Here is a 17602-nt window from a genome sequence, read left to right on the forward strand (position 1 = left end):
AAGCTTATCAGGACGGGGCCGTTTGAATAAGAGGGATTTGCGTTTGGCTTGTGTTCGGGGCCAGGATCGTGAGGCAGATCCGAGCGGTTTCTGTGGGGGCGAATTCATTCGCTATGCAGGCCGCCGGCCTGCCCAGATGCCCTATTGGGGCCGCTGCGCGCCCCTTCGCGAATGAATTCGCCCCCAAAGGAAGAGCAACCCCTCCAGGGGACAACCATCGGACACAAAAAAGCGGATGCGGCACTAGGCCGCATCCGCTTCGTTCGACGCCGTGTCGATCAGAACTGGTGATCGGCGGTGTCCGGCTTCAGGTCGGTGATGCCGAGCTTGCCGGCAGCCTGCTCGATGGCACCGGTCTGCTTGACCAGGGAGGCGATGGCATCACGCACCAGTTGCTGGCCGGCGGTGTTGTCGGCGGCGATCAGCTGGTCGAAATGCACGTCCTTGTTGGCGCTGTCCACCAGGGCCTGCAGCTTGCCTTCGGTGGCTTCCAGATCGGCCTTCAGGGTGGTGTCGGTCTGGGCGTCGGCCTTGGCCACCAGGGAGGACAGGCTCGGGCCGGTCAGGGTGGTGCCGTCGACCTTCTTGTACTCGCCCAGGTAGACGTTGCGGATGCCCTTGCCGTTGTAGAAGTGCGAGTTGTGGGTGTTGTCGCTGAAGCAGTCGTGCTCGTCTTCGGTGGAGTTGGCTTCCAGGGCGACCTTCATGCGCTCGCCGGCCAGCTCGCCGAGGGACAGGCTGCCCATGCCGAAGAGCATCTTGCGCAGGCCGGCGTCGGCCGGTTCGGCTTCCAGCTTGGCGCGGTAGTTGTCGGCAACGCCGGCTTTCCACTGGCCAACCATGTATTCCAGGTCGCTCACCAGCAGGTCGGTGGCGGCCTTCAGGTAGGCGCGGCGGCGCTCGGTGTGACCGCCGGTGGCGCCTTCGCCGACCACGTAGTCGGTGGCGGGACGGTTGCCGGCGCCCGGGCCGGTGCCGTTCAGGTCCTGGCCCCAGAGGAGGAATTCGATGGCGTGGTAGCCGGTGGCGACGTTGGCTTCGGAACCGCCGAGCTCGTTCAGGCTGGCCAGTTTCTCACCGGTGATCTCGGTGACGTCGATCTTGTCTTCGCCGACCTGGATGCTGGTGTTGGCAATGATGTTGGCAGTGGCGCCGGGGTTGCCCAGGGCATGCTGGTAGTCGCCGGCGACGTAGTCGATCAGGCCTTCGTCCAGCGGCCAGGCGTTCAACTGGCCTTCCCAGTCGTCGACCACCGGGTTGCCGAAGCGGAACACTTCGGTCTGCATGTAGGGCGCACGCGCGGCCAGCCAGGCTTCGCGGGCGGCTTTCAGGGTGTCGGCATCGGGCTTGGCGAGGAAGGCGTCAACGGCCTTCTGCAGGTTCACGCCGGTGCTGTGGGCATCGGTGAAGACCGCCAGGGCGAGGTCGGCGTAATGGGCGACGACCTTCTTGGCCTCGGCCTCGTCGACCTTGGCGGTTGCAGCCGGGGCCGCGGCAGTGCTGGTGGCGGCCGGGGCGACGGCTTGCGGTGCGGCGGCTTCTTTCTTGTCGTCACCGCATCCGGCGAGGGAAATGGCGACGGCGAGCAGGCTGGCGGTGGCCAGGGGCATACGAATCATGGGCGAGGTCCTTTGCTTCTGGGTGATGGCAATGCGAAGTTGCGCAACGAAAACCGCGACATAATGCGAAAGATTTTCATTTTTGGAAAGGCCGTTCTCGGGCGTTTTGCAACCCTGTGTGCGAGGTCTCCGCGTCTTCCGCCAAACACCATTAGAATCGGCCAAACCCCATGCCCCGCAGTCTGAAGGAGAAGCCTGCATGAGCCTGACCAGCGTTGCCCTGATCGTGATCCTGCTGCTCGTCGCCGCCTATGCGGTGATCCTCTATAACGCCCTGGTGCGCCTCAAGCACGGGGTCGGCAAGGCCTGGTCGAACATCGAGGTGCTGCTCAAGCAGCGGCATGACGAGCTGCCCAAGCTGGTGGAGACCTGCAAGCAGTACATGCAACACGAGCGCACCACCCTGGAACGGGTGATCGCCGCGCGCAACGCCGTGGCCAGTGCCCGTGAGAAGGGTGACATCAGTGCCCTCGGCCAGGCCGAGAGCGGCCTGCGTGCCGGCCTCGGGCAGCTCTTCGCCCTGGCGGAGAACTACCCGCAGCTCAAGGCCAATGAAAGCTTCCAGTTCCTCCAGCAGCGCATCAGCGGCCTGGAGAACGGCATTGCCGATCGCCGCGAGCTGTACAACGAGGCGGTGAACCTGAACAACGTGCGCATCGAACAGTTCCCGGACGTCATCATCGCTGGCCTGTTCGGCTTCAAGGCCGCGGAGCTGCTGGAGTTCAGCGAGGCCGAGAAGGCCGACGTCGATCTCAAGTCCCTGTTCGGCTGAGCCATGGCCGTGGATATCGCCGGGCTGGCGGTCAGCCTGGGGTTCAGCCTCGGCGCCTTCGCCGGCGGCGGCTGGTGGTGCCTGCGCCGCCTGGCCCAGGCGCGGCTGCTGCTGGATACCCCGACATCGAAGATCCGCTCGGCGGCCCAGGGCTATGTCGAGCTCTACGGCATGCTCCACCGGCATGGCGACGCACCCCTGGCCGCGCCGCTGACGGGTAAGCCCTGCCTCTGGTGGCGCTACCGCATCGAGGAGTACAGCGAGAACGGCAAGAGCAAGAGCTGGCGGGTGGTGGACAGCGGTGTCAGCGATGCCTGGCTGCGCCTGGCCGACGCCACCGGCGATTGCCTGATCGATCCGCGCGGCGCCGAGGTGCGTCCGGCCACCCGCGAAGTCTGGAAGGGCAGTCAGCGTCACCCGCGCGGCGGCCAGGTACACGGCGGGATCGGTGCCTGGCTGTCCGGCGGCGAGTACCGCTACACCGAGGAGCGCCTGCACGCCGGCGAGCCGCTTTATGCCATTGGCGATTTCCGCACCAGCGGCGGCGGCCGCCAGGGCCTGGACCTGGCATCGGCCCAAGGGGCGGTGATCCGCGAGTGGAAGGGCGATTTCGCCGGCCTGCTGCGGCGCTTCGATAGCGACGGCAATGGCCAGCTGGACGAAGGTGAATGGGGCCGGGTGCGTCTGGCCGCCCAACTGGAAGCCGAGGACCGCCACCGACACACCAGCGCGGCGCCAGCGTTGAACCATATGCGCCGTCCTCCCGAATCCCAGCCCTTCCTGCTCTCCAGCCATGGCGAGGATGTGCTGGCCCGGCAGTTCCGCTGGCAGGCGCTGATCGGCGCCGTGCTCTGCGTGGGCGGAGCGGTGGCCACCGTCTACCTGCTCAGGGTGACCGGGCTCTTGTAGGGTGGATCACGCTTCATCGATCCACCGCCGAGGTGGGGCTGGGGCGGGGATGGTGGATAGGAAAAGCGCTATCCACCCTACGGGGCCGCTGCGCGGCCCTTCGCGAATGAATTCGCTCCTACAGGGGGTCAGAGTGTGGCGGGGTTTGACGCTGCGTTGGTGAGGCGCCGGGACTGCTTGAGGTAGAGGGTGAGTTCGCGGGCGGAGAGGGGCTTGCTGTAGAGGTAGCCCTGACCCTCGTTGCAGCCCTGGGCGATGATGTAGGCCTCCTGCTCGGCGGTTTCCACGCCTTCGGCTATTACCTGCATGCCCAGGTTGCGCGCCAGTTGGATGATGGCGCGGACTATGGTGGCGTCGTCCTCGTCTTCCAGCACGTCCTGGACGAAGCTCTTGTCGATCTTGATCTTGTCCAGCGGCAGGCTCTTCAGGTAGCTCAGGGACGAGTAGCCGGTCCCGAAGTCGTCGATCGCGATCAGCGCGCCGGAGCGGCGCAGGCTCAGCAGGTGCTGGGCGGCGGTGGAGATGTCTTCCATCAGGCCGGTTTCGGTGACCTCCATCTCCAGGCTGCGCTGGGGCAGGCGGTAAACCTGCAGCAGGTTGTTCACCACCCGAGGCAGCTCGGCGTGATGCAGTTGCACGGTGGAGAGGTTGATGGCCATGCGCAGCTCGCTGAATCCCTGGTCGTGCCATTCGCGCAGCTGGCGGCAGGCCTGGTCGAGGACCCATTCGCCGATGGGGATGATGGAGCCGTTCTGCTCGGCCAAGGGGATGAACAGGTCTGGCGGGACGAAGCCATGCTGCGGGTGCTGCCAGCGCAGCAACGCCTCGACGCCCACCACGCGGTGGTCGCGATAGTCGACCTGCGGCTGGTAGACCAGATGCATCTCGCCACGGTTGAGGGCTTCGCGCAGGTCCTTTTCCAGTTCGCGGCGGCGGCGCATCTCGCTGTCGACGCTGGCGATGTAGAACTGGTAGCGATTGCGCGAGCGGCTCTTGGCCAGGGTCATGGTCTGCTCGGCTTTCTGCAGCAACTTCTCGGTGCTGTCGCCGTCCTCGGGGAAGAGGGTGATGCCGATGGTGGCGCGCAGGCGCACTTCCTGCTGTTCCAGGGAGAAGGGCACTTCCAGGTCGTCCAGGACGCTCTGGGCCAGTTCGGCGGCCTCGTAGGGCTGCTCGATATCGGCCTGGACCAGGGCGAACTGGTCGCCGCCCAGGCGCGCCAGGGCACCCAGGCGGCCGCTGTGGCTGCGCAGGCGGTCGGCCAGGGCGATCAGCAGCTGGTCGCCGGTCTGGTAGCTGAACTGTTCGTTGACGCCCTTGAAGTCGTCCAGGCCGACGCAGAGCACCGCCACGCGGCGCTGCAGGCGACCGGCGTCTTCGAGGATCTGGTCGAGCTGCTGTTGCAGTTGCTGGCGATTGGGCAGGCCGGTGAGGAAGTCGTACTGGGCCATGCGCAGCAGGCTGTTCTCGGCTTCGCGGCGCAGGTGGGTGTTACGTTCGATGGACGCCAGCAGATCGTTGGCGGTGGTTATCCACAGGCCCAGCTCGTTCTTCTCGTTGCCCTTGAGCATGGGCAGCTTGTGTTCGCTGGGACGGTCGGGATTGATGCTGGTCAGGTGCTCGATGATCTTCGACAGCGGCTTGGTCAACAGCCAGTGGTAGACGAGATAGAGCACCAGGCCCATGGCCAGGGCGCGCAGCACGCCGGAGATGAAGATGATCACCGAGCTGGTGACGAAGTCCTCGCCATAGGGCGCGGTGTCGAGGGTGATGCTGAGGTCGCCGTAGTACTCGCTGTAGGGGCTGCGGCCGACCAGTTGGGTGGTGAAAGTCTGCTCTTTGCCGAGGATGGGGTCTGTCAGCCAACGCGTGGGGAGCTCCATCAGCGGCCGGTCCTTCTCCGCCAGCATGGGCTCGTTGGGATGGCCAATGGAGGCCTGGCGCACCGATTCGTGCTGGAACAGGCCTTCGATCACCTGCATGCCCATCTCGCGGTCCAGGCTGTAGACGGCCTGGGTGGATGGGTCGCGGAACATGCCGAGAATCCGGTTGGCGTCATTGGATACCGCCTGACGGGTCTTGTAGATGTCGAACACGATCTGCGCACAGCTCAGCACCACCCCGACCACCAGAGCGGACAGCAGCACCACGCGCAGCAGCTTCAGTGACAAGCTGTGTTTGAGATCCAGCTTCAAATGGCGATTCCTTGTTCGATGCCGCCAGGCGTCAGACGGGTGTGAGTATTGGCAAACAGGCCTTGGCCGTCAAAGGGCCAGTATGTGAATGCCACTATTCATGGCGCCGGGCCGTTGACGGCACCCACGCGGTCACTACTCCCCTCATGTCTATGTCGGTGCGAACTTTGCCGGGCTTGAGGGGATGTACGACATTTTTTCGCTTGTACCGCAACAGGACGACGAACGCCGCCCAGAAATGAAGAAACCCGGCTATTGCCGGGTTTCCTTGAAGCGCTGGAGCGGGTCTCAGGCTGCGTAGTTCTTGGCTACGAAGTCCCAGTTGACCAGGTTCCAGAAGGCCTCTACGTACTTCGGACGCAGGTTGCGGTAGTCGATGTAATAGGCGTGTTCCCAGACGTCGCAGGTCAGCAGCGGGGTATCGCCGCTGGTCAGCGGGCAGCCGGCGCCGATGGTGCTGGCCAGGGCCAGGGAGCCGTCAGCCTTCTTCACCAGCCAGGCCCAGCCGGAGCCGAAGGTGCCGATGGCGGTCTTGGTGAACTCTTCCTTGAACTTGTCGAAGGAGCCGAAGGCAGCGTTGATGGCGTCAGCCAGGGCGCCGGTGGGCTGGCCACCGCCGTTGGGCTTCAGGCCATTCCAGTAGAAGGTGTGGTTCCAGATCTGGGCTGCGTTGTTGAAGATGCCGCCGGAGGAGGTCTTGATGATCTCTTCCAGGGTTTTACCTTCGAATTCGGTACCCGGAACCAGGTTGTTCAGGTTCACCACATAGGCGTTGTGGTGCTTGCCGTAGTGGTATTCCAGGGTCTCGGCGGACAGGTGCGGCTCGAGAGCGTTTTTCTCGTAAGGCAGCGGCGGCAATTCGAAAGCCATGTCTATCTCCTTCATCAGGTCGGGATTTTTGCGCCAGGCGCGGGGCCGTTCACGGGCGGCCGAATGTGCGGCTTCGAGTTTGTACTCTTTTTGGCCGCGAGCTCCGGATCATAGCACCGGGCAGGGGGCTTAACCACGCAGCAACTGTGTGGAAATGCCTGCGCCAGGGGCCCTGGCGCATCTCCATAGTGGACCTGGGGGAGTCAGATTCCGTTCACCAATTGCGCCGCCATGCCGAACATCATCAGCGCTACCGCCAGGTCGAGCAGGCGCCAGGTAGCCGGTCGGGCCAGCCAGGGGGCGAGCCAGGCGGCACCCAGGGCGAGGGCGAAGAACCACACCAGCGAAGCGCTGGCCGCGCCCAGGGCATAGGCGCCGGGCACCGTCTGCTGGGCGCCGAGGGAGCCGATCAGCAATACCGTGTCGAGGTAGACATGGGGATTGAGCAGGGTCACTGCCAGGGCCGCCAGCAGCACCGTCCGGCGCGAGCGCGGCCCGGTCTCGGCGGACTGGTCCAGGGTGCTCGGGCTCAGGGCGCGGCGCAGGGCCTGGATGCCGTACCAGAGCAGGAAGGCCACGCCGCCCCAGCGGGCGATGCCCAGCAACGTCGGGTTCTGCGCCAGCAGGGTAGCCAGGCCGAAGACCCCGGCGCTGACCAGAAGCGCGTCGCACAGCACGCAGAGCGCGGCCACCGGCAGGTGGTGTTCGCGGCGCAGGCTCTGGGCGAGGACGAAGGCGTTCTGTGCGCCGATGGCGATGATCAGGCCGGCGGCCATCAGCAGTCCGTTCAGGTAGCTCTGCCACATGGCCTTCACTCCGTCTGGGCGTTGGCCGCGAGGGCACGCAGGGTGGACAGGGCACGCTCGGCATCCTTGCTGGCGACGAACAGGTGGTCGTGGAAATAGCCGGCGACCACATTGCAGCTGAGGCCCGCCTGCGCCAGGGCGCCGGCGAAGGTGGCGGTAAGGCCCACGGCGCTGAGGGATGAATGCACCTCCAGGGTGATCCAGGCGGCGCTGTAGTCGTAGGAAAGACCGAGGCGATCGGCCTCGCCGCGTTCCAGTATCACCGTCAGCCCCTCGCGCTCACGGAAGCTGCCCAGCGGCGTGCTGCCGTCGAGCCGGGCTGCATCGTCCAGGGTGCAGAACACGTACTCGCCGGGATTGAGCTGCGGCGACATGTTGCGGATCAGGGTGGAAAGGGTGGTTTCGCCGGCCATGGTGCTTCCTTCGGGACGATCGGGTGGGATGTGGCGAGTCTGGGGCGCGACGTTGTATAAGGAAAACGAATCATGCTGATCTCTCATTAGGAAAACTGATTTGTTCGACTACAAGTTGCTGTCCGCCCTGGCGGCGGTGGTGGAGCAGGGTGGTTTCGAGCGTGCGGCGCAGGTTCTCGGCCTATCGCAGTCGGCGGTGTCACAGCGCATCAAGCTGCTGGAAGCGCGGGTCGGCCAGCCGGTGCTGGTGCGCGCCACGCCGCCGGCGCCCACCGAGGTCGGCACCCGCCTGCTCAACCATGTACAGCAGGTGCGCCTGCTGGAGCGGGACCTGCAGCGCCAGGTACCGGCCCTGGAAGAGGGCGGCATGCCGGAGCGCCTGCGCATCGCGCTCAACGCCGACAGCCTGGCCACCTGGTGGGCCGCCGCTGTGGGGGATTTCTGCGCCGAGCAGCAGGTGCAGATGGAGTTGGTGGTGGAGGACCAGGAAGTGGGCCTCAAGCGCATGCGGGCTGGCGAAGTGGCGGCCTGCGTCTGCGGCGCCGAGCGCCCGGTGGCCGGCGCCCGCAGCCTGCCCCTGGGCGCCATGCGCTACCGCGCCCTGGCCAGCCCGGCTTTTATCGAGCGGTACTTTCCGCGGGGAGTGACGGCAGCGGCCCTGGCCCGTTCGCCGGCGATCGTCTTCGGCCCGGATGACCTCTTGCAGCATCGTTACCTGGCGGAGTTGGGTGTGGAGGGTGGCTTCATCCATCACCTCTGCCCCTCGTCGGAAGGCTTCGTGCGCCTGACCGAAGGCGGCCTGGGCTGGGGCCTGGTGCCCGAGCAGCAGGTCGGTGCCCAGTTGGCGCGGGGTGAACTCCAGGAGCTGATCCCCGACCATCCCATCGATGTGCCGCTCTACTGGCACCACTGGCGTCACGGGGGTGAACTGCTGGGCCTGCTCACCGACCAGCTGGCTCGGGCCGCCGGCCGCTGGCTGGTGCCGTTGCCGCGCTGAAACGGGCCTGGACCGGGGGGCGCCGGCGCACCCTACTGGCTGATGCGAATCGACCCCGAGCCGGGCAACTGCTCCACGCAACGCTCGCCCAGCAGACGCGACGGCGTGAAGTAGCCACCTTCACCCTGGTAGTCGAGCAGATGGCGCACCGTGAGCAGCACGCCGTGCACGGTCACCTGATAGCCATTGGCGGTCTCCAGGTGCGCGGTGCGCCGATCGCCGGCGGCGTTGCGCGCCTCGCCCCAGACCCAGGTGGGTCGGCGGGCGCGCATCGTCTCGTCAGGCCCGCTGAGGTGCCTGGCGGCCAGTCCCTTCAGCTGGTCCTGCGCCCAGGTGGCGGCCAGCAGAGCGCGCAGCGGATCGGCCAGGCGCATGCCCAATGCCAGGAGCGCGGGGGCTGGCAGGTAGACCTCGATATTGGGTATGCCGGTGGAATAGTAGGCGGTGGCCACATCCCCCCAGGGGATGGTCATGGCGGATTTCAGGCCGCGGCCGAAGTCGATCTCGCGGCGCCTGTGGCCCAGGGGCACCGGGCGCAGGCGGCCGTTCTCACGCACCTGTCCGCCCATGGCCAGGGCTTCGATGCTGGTCTTGGCGGTGCCCGGCGAGAGCCCGCTGTCGGAGTCGAACCCCAGCGCCAGGTGGGTGGCGTCGGGCAGGGCCGCCTTGAGGCAGGCGGCCACGCAATCGGTCGGGATGACGTCGAAACCCGCGCCGGGGCAGATCACGATGCCGGCACGTCGGGCTGCCGCGTCCTGGGCATGGGCGAGGGCGAACACCGTGATCTCGCCGGTGATGTCCAGGTAGTGGGTGCCGCTCGCGAGGCAAGCCTGGATCATCGGCGTGCTGGTGGCGGAGAAGGGGCCGGCGCAGTGGGCGACCACATCGATGCCGTCGAGGCGTTCGGCGGCGTGCGTGGGGTCGTGCAGGTCGAAGATCCGCGTCGGCAGGCCGAGGCGGCTGCCCAGGGCTTCGACCTTGGCCGGGTCGCGCCCGGCGAGGACCGGCAGCATTCCTTGCCGCAGGGCTTCCTCGGCCACCAGCTGTCCGGTGTAGCCATAGGCACCATAGATCATCCAGGTGTTCTTGCTCACTGCGTCTTCCTTCGGATGTGCATGAGCTGACAAAGGTAGCCCATGCTCTCCGGCCGGGCGGGAACGATGGTGGGGGATAGCGTTCAGAGTCGTTCTAATGGCTCGCGATGCCACCCCGGGAAGGCAGAGGTGCTGCTAGAGTCGCGGGCATCACGAGGCGTACCGAGGGGCTATTGATGAAGATTCTGGTGACGGGGGCGAGTGGGTTCATCGGTGGGCGTTTCGCCCGCTTCGCCCTGGAGCAGGGGCTGGCCGTGCGCGTCAACGGCCGCCGTCCCGAGGGGGTGGAGCATCTGGTGAAGCGTGGCGCCGAGTTCGTCCAGGGCGACCTGTCCGATCCCGAGCTGACGCAGCGCCTCTGCCAGGATGTCGATGCCGTGGTGCATTGCGCCGGGGCCGTGGGCGTGTGGGGCAAGTACGAGCACTTCCACCAGGCCAACGTGCAGGTCACCGAGAATGTGGTCGAAGCCTGCCTGAAACAGCGGGTGCGGCGCCTGCTGCACTTGTCGTCGCCTTCCATCTATTTCGACGGCGATTCCCATGTCGGCCTGACTGAGGAACAGGTGCCCAAGCGCTTTTCCGATCACTACGGCGCGACCAAGTACCTGGCCGAGCAGAAGGTCTTCGCGGCGGCGGAGTTCGGCCTCGAAGTCATGGCCTTTCGCCCGCGCTTCGTCACCGGCGCCGGCGATACCAGCATCTTCCCGCGGCTGATCGCCATGCAGCGCAAGGGCCGCCTGAAGATCATCGGCAACGGCCTGAACAAGGTCGACTTCACCAGCGTGCAGAACCTCAACGCCGCCCTGTTCAGCGGGCTGCTGGCCGCCGGCCCGGCGCTGGGGCAGGTCTACAACATCAGCAATGGCCAGCCGGTGCCGATCTGGGACGTGATCAACTACGTGTTTCGCAAGCTCGGCGAGCCTTCGGTGACGCGCCACGTCCCCTATGGGCTGGCCTATACCGCCGCGTTGCTGAACGAATCGGCCTGCAAACTGCTGCCCGGACGGCCGGAGCCTTCGCTCTACCGCCTGGCCGTGGCGGTGATGGCCAAGGACTTCTCCCTGGATATCAGCCGCGCGCGACAGTACCTGGACTACGACCCGCAGGTGAGCGTCTGGACGGCGCTGGATGAATTCTGCGCCTGGTGGGGGGCGCAGCAGCCCTAACCGCGAAGGGGCCCCGCGTATTGGGTGTACTTGCGCACCAGCTCCTCCTCGCTGAGCACCGGCGGTTGCAGGCGCACGCCGGTCAGGGCGCTGAGGTGCTCGCCCAGCTCGCGGGTCGCATCGCGCTGCGACTCGGCGCAGGCGTTGAGCATGGACAGGATGGCGTCTGGCTGGCTGAGGCGGATATCCACAGCCTGTTCGTCACGTAGCTGGCGCCGCAGGGTCTGCATGCAGTCCAGCACAGCCTTGGTCAGTTCCACTCCTTCTTCCCCCATGGTCGCAGAGCGCCTCGATTCCTTCTTCCTGAAGGGCCCGGGGCCTGTCGGAGCCATTCGCTCCGCCTTGCGTCTTCCTGGCATGGCCCCGTGCCGGGGCTGGCATCTGGCTAGCAAGCCCCGTACCAAGCCCGGAGGCCCGGAACTGCTGGGCTCCGGCGTGGTCAATCGTGGCACGCTGCTCCCGTGCGGTGCAGTCCGCACCGCCTTGGCGCGACGCTGAAGACCACGGTGCGAACCGGTATACTGCTGGCCATCAGCGGTTCTGTTTTCTCTCCAAAGGTTCCCCAATGCGCAACGATGCTCTCGACGAAGTGGATGACGTTCCCAGCTTGACCACCGATTCCCGCGATCGCGACGAGTTCGGCCATCACCCGGCTCCCGAGCCCGTGTTGCGGCACAACGGCAACGGCCATGCCACGGTCGCCCCCAAAGTCCGCAGTGTCAGCACCGGTCCGCTCTGGGCCCTGGTGGTGGCGCTGCTGGTCGCCCTTTGTGGCCTGGGCTGGTGGAGCTTCCAGCAGATCAGCCTGATGGAGCAGCAACTGGTGGCGACCCAGGAAAGCTTCGCCCGAATCAGCGAAGAGGCCGCCGGCCGCATCCAGGATATCAGCGGCAAGGTAGTGGCCACCGAATCCAGCGTTACCAGCGGCAGCGAGTCCATGAAGCTGCAGATCAAGCAGCTGCAGGCCAGGGTGGCCGAGCTGGGCAAACAACAGCAGAACGCCAGCGCGCAACTGGGTAGCCAGGGCAAGCGCGTCGAGCAGTTGGCCACCGACCTCAAGGCGCAGCAGGGCGCTGCCAGCCAGCTGGGCGGCAAGCTCGACGGACTGGGCGGCAAGATCGATGGCCTGGCCAACGAACAGGCCAGGCTGAAGGCCGCGCAGGGCGATATGGCCCAGCTCGATGGCCGCCTGAAGGGCCTGGGCAGCGATATCGAGGCGTTGAAGAAGCAGGGCAACCCGAACCAGGCGATCCGGAGCCTGGAGCAGGACCTGCTGGTGCTGCGCAGCGAACTGGACAATCGCCCGGCGGCCAGTAGCAATACCGCCGAGTTCGATGCCTTCCGCGCCCAGATGACCCGCAATATCAGCACCCTGCAGAGCCAGGTGCAGAACCTCCAGCAGCAGATCGACATGCGCTGACGCTGCGAGGCAGGACGAGAAGCCCCCGCGCCGTGATGGCCCGGGGGCTTTTTCGTTATGGGCCAGCCCGCCTTACACCCAGGCGCCATTCCCGTATATGCGGACGTCCGGCCCTTGCAGGCTTGTACTGTAAAGTCCAAGATGGACTGATTGTTTATTTCCAGTCCCTGGGAGCGTCTCCATGTCCAGCACACCGCCTCTCATCATCCAGCACGCCGAAGCCCGCCGCCTGCTCCAGCAGGTGGACGTGCACCAGGCCATGCGCCGCATGTTCCTTGACCTCGCCGCCGGCGAAGCCCTGCAGCCGGCCCAGCAACTGGTGGAGTTTCCCCACGCCGCCGGCGACTTCATCAACTACCTCGGCGTGCTGGCCAAGGAGCGCGTCTACGGGGTCAAGACCTCGCCCTACATCAAGACGGCCGATGGCGCGCTGGTCACGGCCTGGACCCTGCTGATGTCCATGGAAACCGGCCAGCCGCTGCTGCTCTGCGATGCCGGCGAATTGACCACCGCCCGCACCGCCGCCACCACGGCGGTGGCGGTGGACGCCCTGGCGCCGGGGCAGGCACGGACCCTCGCCGTGATCGGCAGTGGCCCGGTGGCCCGCGCCCACCTGCACTATGTGAAAGGCCTGCGCGACTGGCAGCGCATCGCCGTCTTCTCGCCAGCCCTCGCTGCGGATGCCGGGACCCAGGAGCTGTTGCGCGCCCAGGACCCGCGCGTCGAGATCGGCGCCAGCCTGGAGGCAACGGTGAACGATGCAGACGTGGTGATGCTCTGCACTTCTTCCGCCGGCCCGGTGCTGGACCCGCGCAGCCTGGCCAGGCCGGCCCTGGTCACCTCCATCAGCACCAACGCCCCGCGCGCCCATGAAGTGCCGCCCGAGGCCTTGGGCGAGATGGATGTCTATTGCGACTACCGCGCCACTACGCCGGGCTCCGCCGGCGAGATGGTGCTGGCCGCCGAACGCCACGGCTGGAGCCGAGAGGCCATACTCGGCGACCTGCCAGGCCTGGTAAGCGGCAGCGCCCCGCGCCCGGATTACCGCCGCCCGGTATTCTTCCGTTCCATCGGTCTCGGCCTGGAAGACATGGCCCTGGCCAACGCCCTCTATCATCTGCAGCGCCAAGGACAGTGAGGCATTCCATGAACCAGGCTGACTTCATCATCATCGGTGCCGGGATCGCCGGCGCCTCCACCGGTTACTGGCTGTCGCGCCACGGGCGGGTGCTGGTACTGGAGCGCGAGGAGCACGCCGGCTACCACTCCACCGGACGCTCCGCTGCGCTCTATACCGTGGCCTACGGTACGCCCCAGGTACGCGCCCTGACCGCCGCCAGCCGCGCTTTCTTCGACGCGCCGCCGGAGGGTTTCAGCGAACACCCGCTGCTCACCCCGCGCGGCGAGATGGTGGTGGACTTCACCGGCGACCCCGAAGAGCTGCAACGCCAGTTCGACAGCGCCCTCGAAAACGTGGCCAACGTGCAGATGCTCAGTGCCGATGAAGCCTGCGCGCTGGTGCCGGTACTGCGCCGCGACAAGGTCCAGGGCGCGATGCTCGATCCCAGCGCCGCCGACATCGACACCGACGCCCTGCACCAGGGTTACCTGCGCGGCATTCGCCGCAACGGCGGGCAGATTCAGCTCAGCTGTGAAGTGACCGGCATCCAGCGCCAGGGCGAGCAATGGCAGATCAGCACCAGCCAGGGCGTTTTCCAGGCGCCGGTGCTGGTCAATTCCGCCGGCGCCTGGTGCGATCAGCTCGCCAGCCTGGCTGGTGTTCGCCCCCTGGGCCTGCAGCCCAAGCGCCGCGCCGCCTTTATCTTCGCCCCGCCAGAAGGCGTGGATGCCCACCAGTGGCCGGCGCTGGTGAGCCTGGACGAATCCTTCTACTTCAAGCCCGACGCCGGCATGCTGCTGGGGTCGCCGGCCAACGCCGATCCGGTGGAGCCCCATGACGTGCAGCCCGAAGAGCTGGACATCGCGCTGGGCATCTACCAGATCGAAGAGCACACCAGCATGAGCATCCGCCGCCCCGCGCGGGTCTGGGCCGGGCTGCGCTCCTTCTTCCCCGATGGCGACCTGGTCTCCGGCTACGACCCGCGCACGCCGGGCTTCTACTGGGTCGCGGGGCAGGGCGGCTATGGCATTCAGACCTCCGCCGCCATGGGCGAAGCCAGCGCCTGCCTGATCCTGCACCAGCCGCTGCCTGAGCATCTCACCCGCTTCGGCCTGAGCGAAGCCATGCTGTCGCCCGATCGGCTGGGGTGACGAAGCTGGCGCATTGCGCCACACTCGCTGCGCCGGGCTCCGTGCCCGGCGTCGATCCTTCCGCTCCAGGAGCCGCTCCCATGACGCCCCGCCCAGACCCCGCCCTGGACAATTACCGGGCCATCGCCGATGCCATCGCCAACCTGTTCTTCCCCCATGCCGAGGTGGTGTTGCATGACCTGCGCACGCAGAAGATCGACTACATCGCCAACAACATCTCCAAGCGCTGCATCGGCGACGACGCGGCCCTGGAAGACCTGCTCGGCGAAGAGGTGGGCGAGCGGAACATCGGCCCCTACGAGAAGCTCAACTGGGACGGCCAGAAGATCCGCTCGATGAGCACCGTGCTGCGCGACGCCCAGGGCGCCCCTCTCGCCATGCTCTGCGTCAACCTGAATATCTCCATGTTCGAAGCGGCCAAGGCCGCGCTGGACCTCTTCCTGTCCTCCAGCAAGCTCATCCCCCAGCCCGACTCCCTGTTCCGCGACGACTGGCAGGAGCGCATCAACACCTTCCTGCACAACTGGCTGCGCCAGCGTCAGCTCGGCCTCAACCTGCTGACCCGCGAACACAAGCGCGAACTGGTCCTGGCCCTGCACGCCGAAGGCGCCTTCAAGGGCAAGAGCGCCGCCAACTACGTGGCCAACGTCCTCAACATGGGCCGCGCCACCGTCTACAAGCACCTCAAGGAACTCAAGGAAGAGTCGGTCTGACGAGGCTCTGCACAGAACCTCTCAGGGGGTGTCGTCGGCCTCGGGCATCAATCGGCAACCCTGGTGCGGGCTGACCCATGCGGCGGTGTTGCTGCGGCCGAGGCCGCTGGCGGTCACGCGCTTGCGTTCGGCGTCGTCGAGCAAATCGCTGGTGGGCACGTACTGCTTCACGTAGCTCTGGCAATAGTCGGCCTCATTGCCCATTACATATCGGCAGGAGCAGTACTCCTTGGCGGTGTAGGCGCTGATGATGCCGGGGAAGGCGGTCAGGTGGGCGCGGTTCTGCCAGACGAGGCCGGCAAGCAGGATCAGGGCCAGTACCAGCAGGCTGAGAACGGGGCGGCGGGCGATCATGGCTGCACCTCCGGGGCGAACGCGGCCAGGGCCAGCCTGAGGAAGTCGTTGTGGCGGTAGCCGCCGTCACGGTCATCGGCGTAGCGCACGATCACCAGCTTCTCGCTGGGCAGCACATAGAGCGCCTGGCCCCAGTGCCCAAGCGCGGCGAAGGTGTCTTCCGGCGCATCTGGCCAGGGCTTGGCGGCGCCCTGCACCTGAGCGTTCAGCCACCAGTGGCCGCCGGGTACGGCGTCGCCCGGCTTCGCCGGATCGGGCTGGTAGTCGGCGAAGGGTGTGCGGTTGAAGGCCACCCAGTCCCTCGGCAGCAGCTGGCGATCACCCCAGCGGCCGCCGCGCTGCATCAGCAGGCCGACTCGGGCCAGGTCACGGGCGGTCAGATAGCTGTAGGAGGAGCCCACGTAGGTGCCGGCCGCATCGGCTTCCCACACCGCCGAGTGGATGCCCAGGGGCTCGAACAATGCGGTCCAGGGATAGTCCGCGTAGGCCTGCTCGCCCACCATGCCGCGGAGGGCGGCGGAGAGCACATTGGTGTCGCCGCTCGAGTAGCGGAAGCGCTTGCCGGGCACCGCGTCCAGCGGGTGCTCGGCGGCGAAGCCGGCCATGTCGCCGCGGCCGCGGGTGTAGAGCATGGCTACTACCGAGGATTTCAGCGGCGCGTACTCATAGTCCTCCTGCCAGGCCAGGCCCGAGGCCCAGTGCAGCAGATGGTCCAGCTGGACGTTGGGATGGCCGGCGAAGGCCGGGTAGTAGCGTGCCACCGGCTCGTCCAGCTTGAATCGGCCCTCGCCATAGGCGACGCCGAGGACGCTGGCGAGCAGGCTCTTGCTCACCGACCAGGTCAGGTGCGGCGTCTCGGTGCGGGTTGGGCCGGCGTAGTGTTCGTAGATGAGTTCGCCGTCGCGGATCACCACCACCGCATCGCTGCGCACGCCCTTGCGCCCGGCGTCGTCGCGCGGGGGAAAGGCATAGGCCTCGAAGGCCTGCACGGCGGCGCCGCTGGGCGTGGGGCCCTGCTGCCAGTCCGCGGCGGGCCAGGTTTCGGCCTGGGCCAGGCCGGCGCAGAAGGCAAGTGCCAGACTCAGTCGGCGCAGCAGCGGGGAGGGCATCGGCGGGCCTCATCTGGTTATGAAAAGGCGCAACCTAGCACGGGCTTCATGACGGTAAAAAGCGCCGAACGCGCCGGCTAATACGGCTATTCGGCGCGCTTGGCCGGTTCAGCGCGGCAGCCGGTAGTCGTCCGGGCCCATCAGGTCGATGCCGCACTCCAGGTTCTCGATCCAGTAAAGGAAGGCGCTGATCATTTCCTTGCCCACGAAGGGCCGGCCGTGCTGTGGCACGATCATCTCCACATCCATGCCGCGCACCATCTGGGCCCAGAGCCGGCAGATCTTGTTGCTGGCCATGTAGCGACGGTGGAAGCCCTCCATGTTCGGCACATGGTTGACGAAGTCGCGCACCGGGGTGGCGTCGTCCACCAGCGAGGCACCCATGTCGCCGGAGAAGAGGATGCGGCTGACCGGGTCATAGAGCTGGAAATTGCCCACCGAGTGGAGGAAGTGTGCTGGCACCGCCTTGAGCTGGCAGCGACCGAGGGTGATGGAGTCGCCGCGGTCCGGCAGGGCGATGATGCGGTCGTAGGTGGAAATGCCGTGGCTGATGGCCAGGTAGTTGGCGGTCAGGTGCGGCAGGAAACGCGCCCAGAGCTTGGAGCAGATCACCCGCGCGCGGGTGTGCAGCAGCCACTTGTCCAGGGAGGCGATGATGTCCGGGTCCTGGTGGGAGGCGAAGATATAGGTCAGGTCCTGCACCGGCATGTGCTTGGACAGTTCCAGTGACAGCGGGGTGTAGGTCAGGTCGCCGCCGGGGTCCAGCAGCAGGTACTGCTCATGGTCGGTGATCAGGAACTGGTTGGACTGCACGCCGTCGCCGCTGACCAGATCGTCGAACATCAGGCATTGATGGGTGCCGTTATCGAACAGCACGATGGGCTCGCGACGCAT

General features: G+C 66.5%; 18 protein-coding genes. 8 read left to right on the forward strand and 10 right to left on the reverse strand.

Annotated features, from left to right (window positions below; all coding sequences use genetic code 11):
* Positions 1-278: 278 nt before the first annotated feature.
* A complete protein-coding gene (locus tag E8F11_RS18820) occupies positions 279-1619 on the reverse strand; it encodes an imelysin family protein (protein WP_280290360.1) in 1341 nt (446 codons plus the stop codon).
* A 199-nt stretch (positions 1620-1818) separates the two neighbouring features.
* On the opposite strand from E8F11_RS18820, the gene E8F11_RS18825 reads away from it, so the two are divergent.
* Positions 1819-2391: a LemA family protein gene (locus tag E8F11_RS18825; RefSeq protein ID WP_280290361.1), complete on the forward strand. Its 573-nt coding sequence runs from the start codon at positions 1819-1821 to the stop codon at positions 2389-2391.
* Positions 2392-2394: 3 nt separating this feature from the next.
* On the forward strand, positions 2395-3300 hold the full coding sequence (locus E8F11_RS18830; protein WP_280290362.1) for a GIDE domain-containing protein: 906 nt from the start codon (positions 2395-2397) through the stop codon (positions 3298-3300).
* Between the two features lie 128 nt (positions 3301-3428).
* Here E8F11_RS18830 and E8F11_RS18835 read toward each other — a convergent pair whose 3' ends face one another.
* The 4 genes from E8F11_RS18835 to E8F11_RS18850 form a co-directional block, all read right to left on the reverse strand.
* The gene (locus E8F11_RS18835; protein WP_280290363.1) at positions 3429-5495 is read right to left on the reverse strand and encodes a GGDEF domain-containing phosphodiesterase; all 2067 of its coding nucleotides are present in this window, start codon (positions 5493-5495) and stop codon (positions 3429-3431) included.
* Between the two features lie 288 nt (positions 5496-5783).
* Positions 5784-6365 carry a superoxide dismutase [Fe] gene (gene sodB / locus E8F11_RS18840; protein ID WP_280290364.1) on the reverse strand — a complete coding sequence of 194 codons (582 nt, stop codon included), beginning with the start codon at positions 6363-6365 and terminating at the stop codon, positions 5784-5786.
* Positions 6366-6568: 203 nt separating this feature from the next.
* On the reverse strand, positions 6569-7171 hold the full coding sequence (locus E8F11_RS18845; RefSeq protein WP_280290365.1) for a LysE/ArgO family amino acid transporter: 603 nt from the start codon (positions 7169-7171) through the stop codon (positions 6569-6571).
* A 5-nt stretch (positions 7172-7176) separates the two neighbouring features.
* The gene (locus E8F11_RS18850) at positions 7177-7584 is read right to left on the reverse strand and encodes an ACT domain-containing protein (RefSeq protein WP_280290367.1); all 408 of its coding nucleotides are present in this window, start codon (positions 7582-7584) and stop codon (positions 7177-7179) included.
* Positions 7585-7684: 100 nt separating this feature from the next.
* Here E8F11_RS18850 and E8F11_RS18855 point away from each other — a divergent pair, with 100 nt between their 5' ends.
* Positions 7685-8581, forward strand: coding sequence for a LysR family transcriptional regulator ArgP (locus E8F11_RS18855; protein ID WP_280290368.1), 897 nt, complete (start codon positions 7685-7687; stop codon positions 8579-8581).
* Positions 8582-8613: 32 nt separating this feature from the next.
* Here E8F11_RS18855 and E8F11_RS18860 read toward each other — a convergent pair whose 3' ends face one another.
* On the reverse strand, positions 8614-9657 hold the full coding sequence (locus tag E8F11_RS18860) for a saccharopine dehydrogenase NADP-binding domain-containing protein (RefSeq protein WP_280290451.1): 1044 nt from the start codon (positions 9655-9657) through the stop codon (positions 8614-8616).
* Between the two features lie 194 nt (positions 9658-9851).
* Here E8F11_RS18860 and E8F11_RS18865 point away from each other — a divergent pair, with 194 nt between their 5' ends.
* The gene (locus E8F11_RS18865; RefSeq protein WP_280290369.1) at positions 9852-10841 is read left to right on the forward strand and encodes an NAD-dependent epimerase/dehydratase family protein; all 990 of its coding nucleotides are present in this window, start codon (positions 9852-9854) and stop codon (positions 10839-10841) included.
* On the opposite strand, the gene E8F11_RS18870 is transcribed toward E8F11_RS18865, so the two are convergent.
* A complete protein-coding gene (locus E8F11_RS18870; protein WP_280290370.1) occupies positions 10838-11101 on the reverse strand; it encodes a hypothetical protein in 264 nt (87 codons plus the stop codon). The genes E8F11_RS18865 and E8F11_RS18870 overlap by 4 nt on opposite strands.
* A 305-nt stretch (positions 11102-11406) precedes the next feature.
* Between E8F11_RS18870 and E8F11_RS18875 the strand changes: the two genes are divergently transcribed.
* The 4 genes from E8F11_RS18875 to E8F11_RS18890 all read left to right on the forward strand — a co-directional run bounded on the left by E8F11_RS18875 (position 11407) and on the right by E8F11_RS18890 (position 15245).
* Positions 11407-12261 carry an ATPase gene (locus E8F11_RS18875; protein WP_280290371.1) on the forward strand — a complete coding sequence of 285 codons (855 nt, stop codon included), beginning with the start codon at positions 11407-11409 and terminating at the stop codon, positions 12259-12261.
* Positions 12262-12442: 181 nt separating this feature from the next.
* Positions 12443-13399 carry an ornithine cyclodeaminase family protein gene (locus E8F11_RS18880; RefSeq protein WP_280290372.1) on the forward strand — a complete coding sequence of 319 codons (957 nt, stop codon included), beginning with the start codon at positions 12443-12445 and terminating at the stop codon, positions 13397-13399.
* Between the two features lie 8 nt (positions 13400-13407).
* Positions 13408-14532: an FAD-binding oxidoreductase gene (locus E8F11_RS18885; protein WP_280290373.1), complete on the forward strand. Its 1125-nt coding sequence runs from the start codon at positions 13408-13410 to the stop codon at positions 14530-14532.
* Positions 14533-14612: 80 nt separating this feature from the next.
* Entirely contained in the window at positions 14613-15245 is a 633-nt protein-coding gene (locus tag E8F11_RS18890) for a transcriptional regulator (RefSeq protein WP_280290374.1), read from the forward strand.
* A gap of 21 nt (positions 15246-15266) precedes the next feature.
* Here E8F11_RS18890 and E8F11_RS18895 read toward each other — a convergent pair whose 3' ends face one another.
* The 3 genes from E8F11_RS18895 to E8F11_RS18905 form a co-directional block, all read right to left on the reverse strand.
* On the reverse strand, positions 15267-15599 hold the full coding sequence (locus E8F11_RS18895) for an amidase (protein ID WP_280290375.1): 333 nt from the start codon (positions 15597-15599) through the stop codon (positions 15267-15269).
* Entirely contained in the window at positions 15596-16708 is a 1113-nt protein-coding gene (locus E8F11_RS18900) for a serine hydrolase (RefSeq protein ID WP_280290376.1), read from the reverse strand. Before E8F11_RS18900 ends, E8F11_RS18895 begins: the two co-directional genes overlap by 4 nt.
* Positions 16709-16816: 108 nt before the next feature.
* Positions 16817-17602: an MBL fold metallo-hydrolase gene (locus E8F11_RS18905; RefSeq protein ID WP_280290377.1), complete on the reverse strand. Its 786-nt coding sequence runs from the start codon at positions 17600-17602 to the stop codon at positions 16817-16819.

This window comes from Pseudomonas sp. BN417, assembly GCF_029871205.1.
Taxonomy (GTDB): Bacteria; Pseudomonadota; Gammaproteobacteria; order Pseudomonadales; family Pseudomonadaceae; genus Metapseudomonas.

Bases quoted from the DNA above. Each gene is read 5' to 3' on its own strand.
- E8F11_RS18820 (WP_280290360.1), bottom strand. From the start codon at position 1,619: ATGATTCGTATGCCCCTGGCCACCGCCAGCCTGCTCGCCGTCGCCATT.
- E8F11_RS18825 (WP_280290361.1), top strand. From the start codon at position 1,819: ATGAGCCTGACCAGCGTTGCCCTGATCGTGATCCTGCTGCTCGTCGCC.
- E8F11_RS18830 (WP_280290362.1), top strand. From the start codon at position 2,395: ATGGCCGTGGATATCGCCGGGCTGGCGGTCAGCCTGGGGTTCAGCCTC.
- sodB (WP_280290364.1), bottom strand. From the start codon at position 6,365: ATGGCTTTCGAATTGCCGCCGCTGCCTTACGAGAAAAACGCTCTCGAG.
- E8F11_RS18845 (WP_280290365.1), bottom strand. From the start codon at position 7,171: ATGTGGCAGAGCTACCTGAACGGACTGCTGATGGCCGCCGGCCTGATC.
- E8F11_RS18850 (WP_280290367.1), bottom strand. From the start codon at position 7,584: ATGGCCGGCGAAACCACCCTTTCCACCCTGATCCGCAACATGTCGCCG.
- E8F11_RS18860 (WP_280290451.1), bottom strand. From the start codon at position 9,657: ATGATCTATGGTGCCTATGGCTACACCGGACAGCTGGTGGCCGAGGAA.
- E8F11_RS18865 (WP_280290369.1), top strand. From the start codon at position 9,852: ATGAAGATTCTGGTGACGGGGGCGAGTGGGTTCATCGGTGGGCGTTTC.
- E8F11_RS18875 (WP_280290371.1), top strand. From the start codon at position 11,407: ATGCGCAACGATGCTCTCGACGAAGTGGATGACGTTCCCAGCTTGACC.
- E8F11_RS18880 (WP_280290372.1), top strand. From the start codon at position 12,443: ATGTCCAGCACACCGCCTCTCATCATCCAGCACGCCGAAGCCCGCCGC.
- E8F11_RS18885 (WP_280290373.1), top strand. From the start codon at position 13,408: ATGAACCAGGCTGACTTCATCATCATCGGTGCCGGGATCGCCGGCGCC.
- E8F11_RS18890 (WP_280290374.1), top strand. From the start codon at position 14,613: ATGACGCCCCGCCCAGACCCCGCCCTGGACAATTACCGGGCCATCGCC.
- E8F11_RS18895 (WP_280290375.1), bottom strand. From the start codon at position 15,599: ATGATCGCCCGCCGCCCCGTTCTCAGCCTGCTGGTACTGGCCCTGATC.
- E8F11_RS18900 (WP_280290376.1), bottom strand. From the start codon at position 16,708: ATGCCCTCCCCGCTGCTGCGCCGACTGAGTCTGGCACTTGCCTTCTGC.
- E8F11_RS18905 (WP_280290377.1), bottom strand. From the start codon at position 17,602: ATGCGTCGCGAGCCCATCGTGCTGTTCGATAACGGCACCCATCAATGC.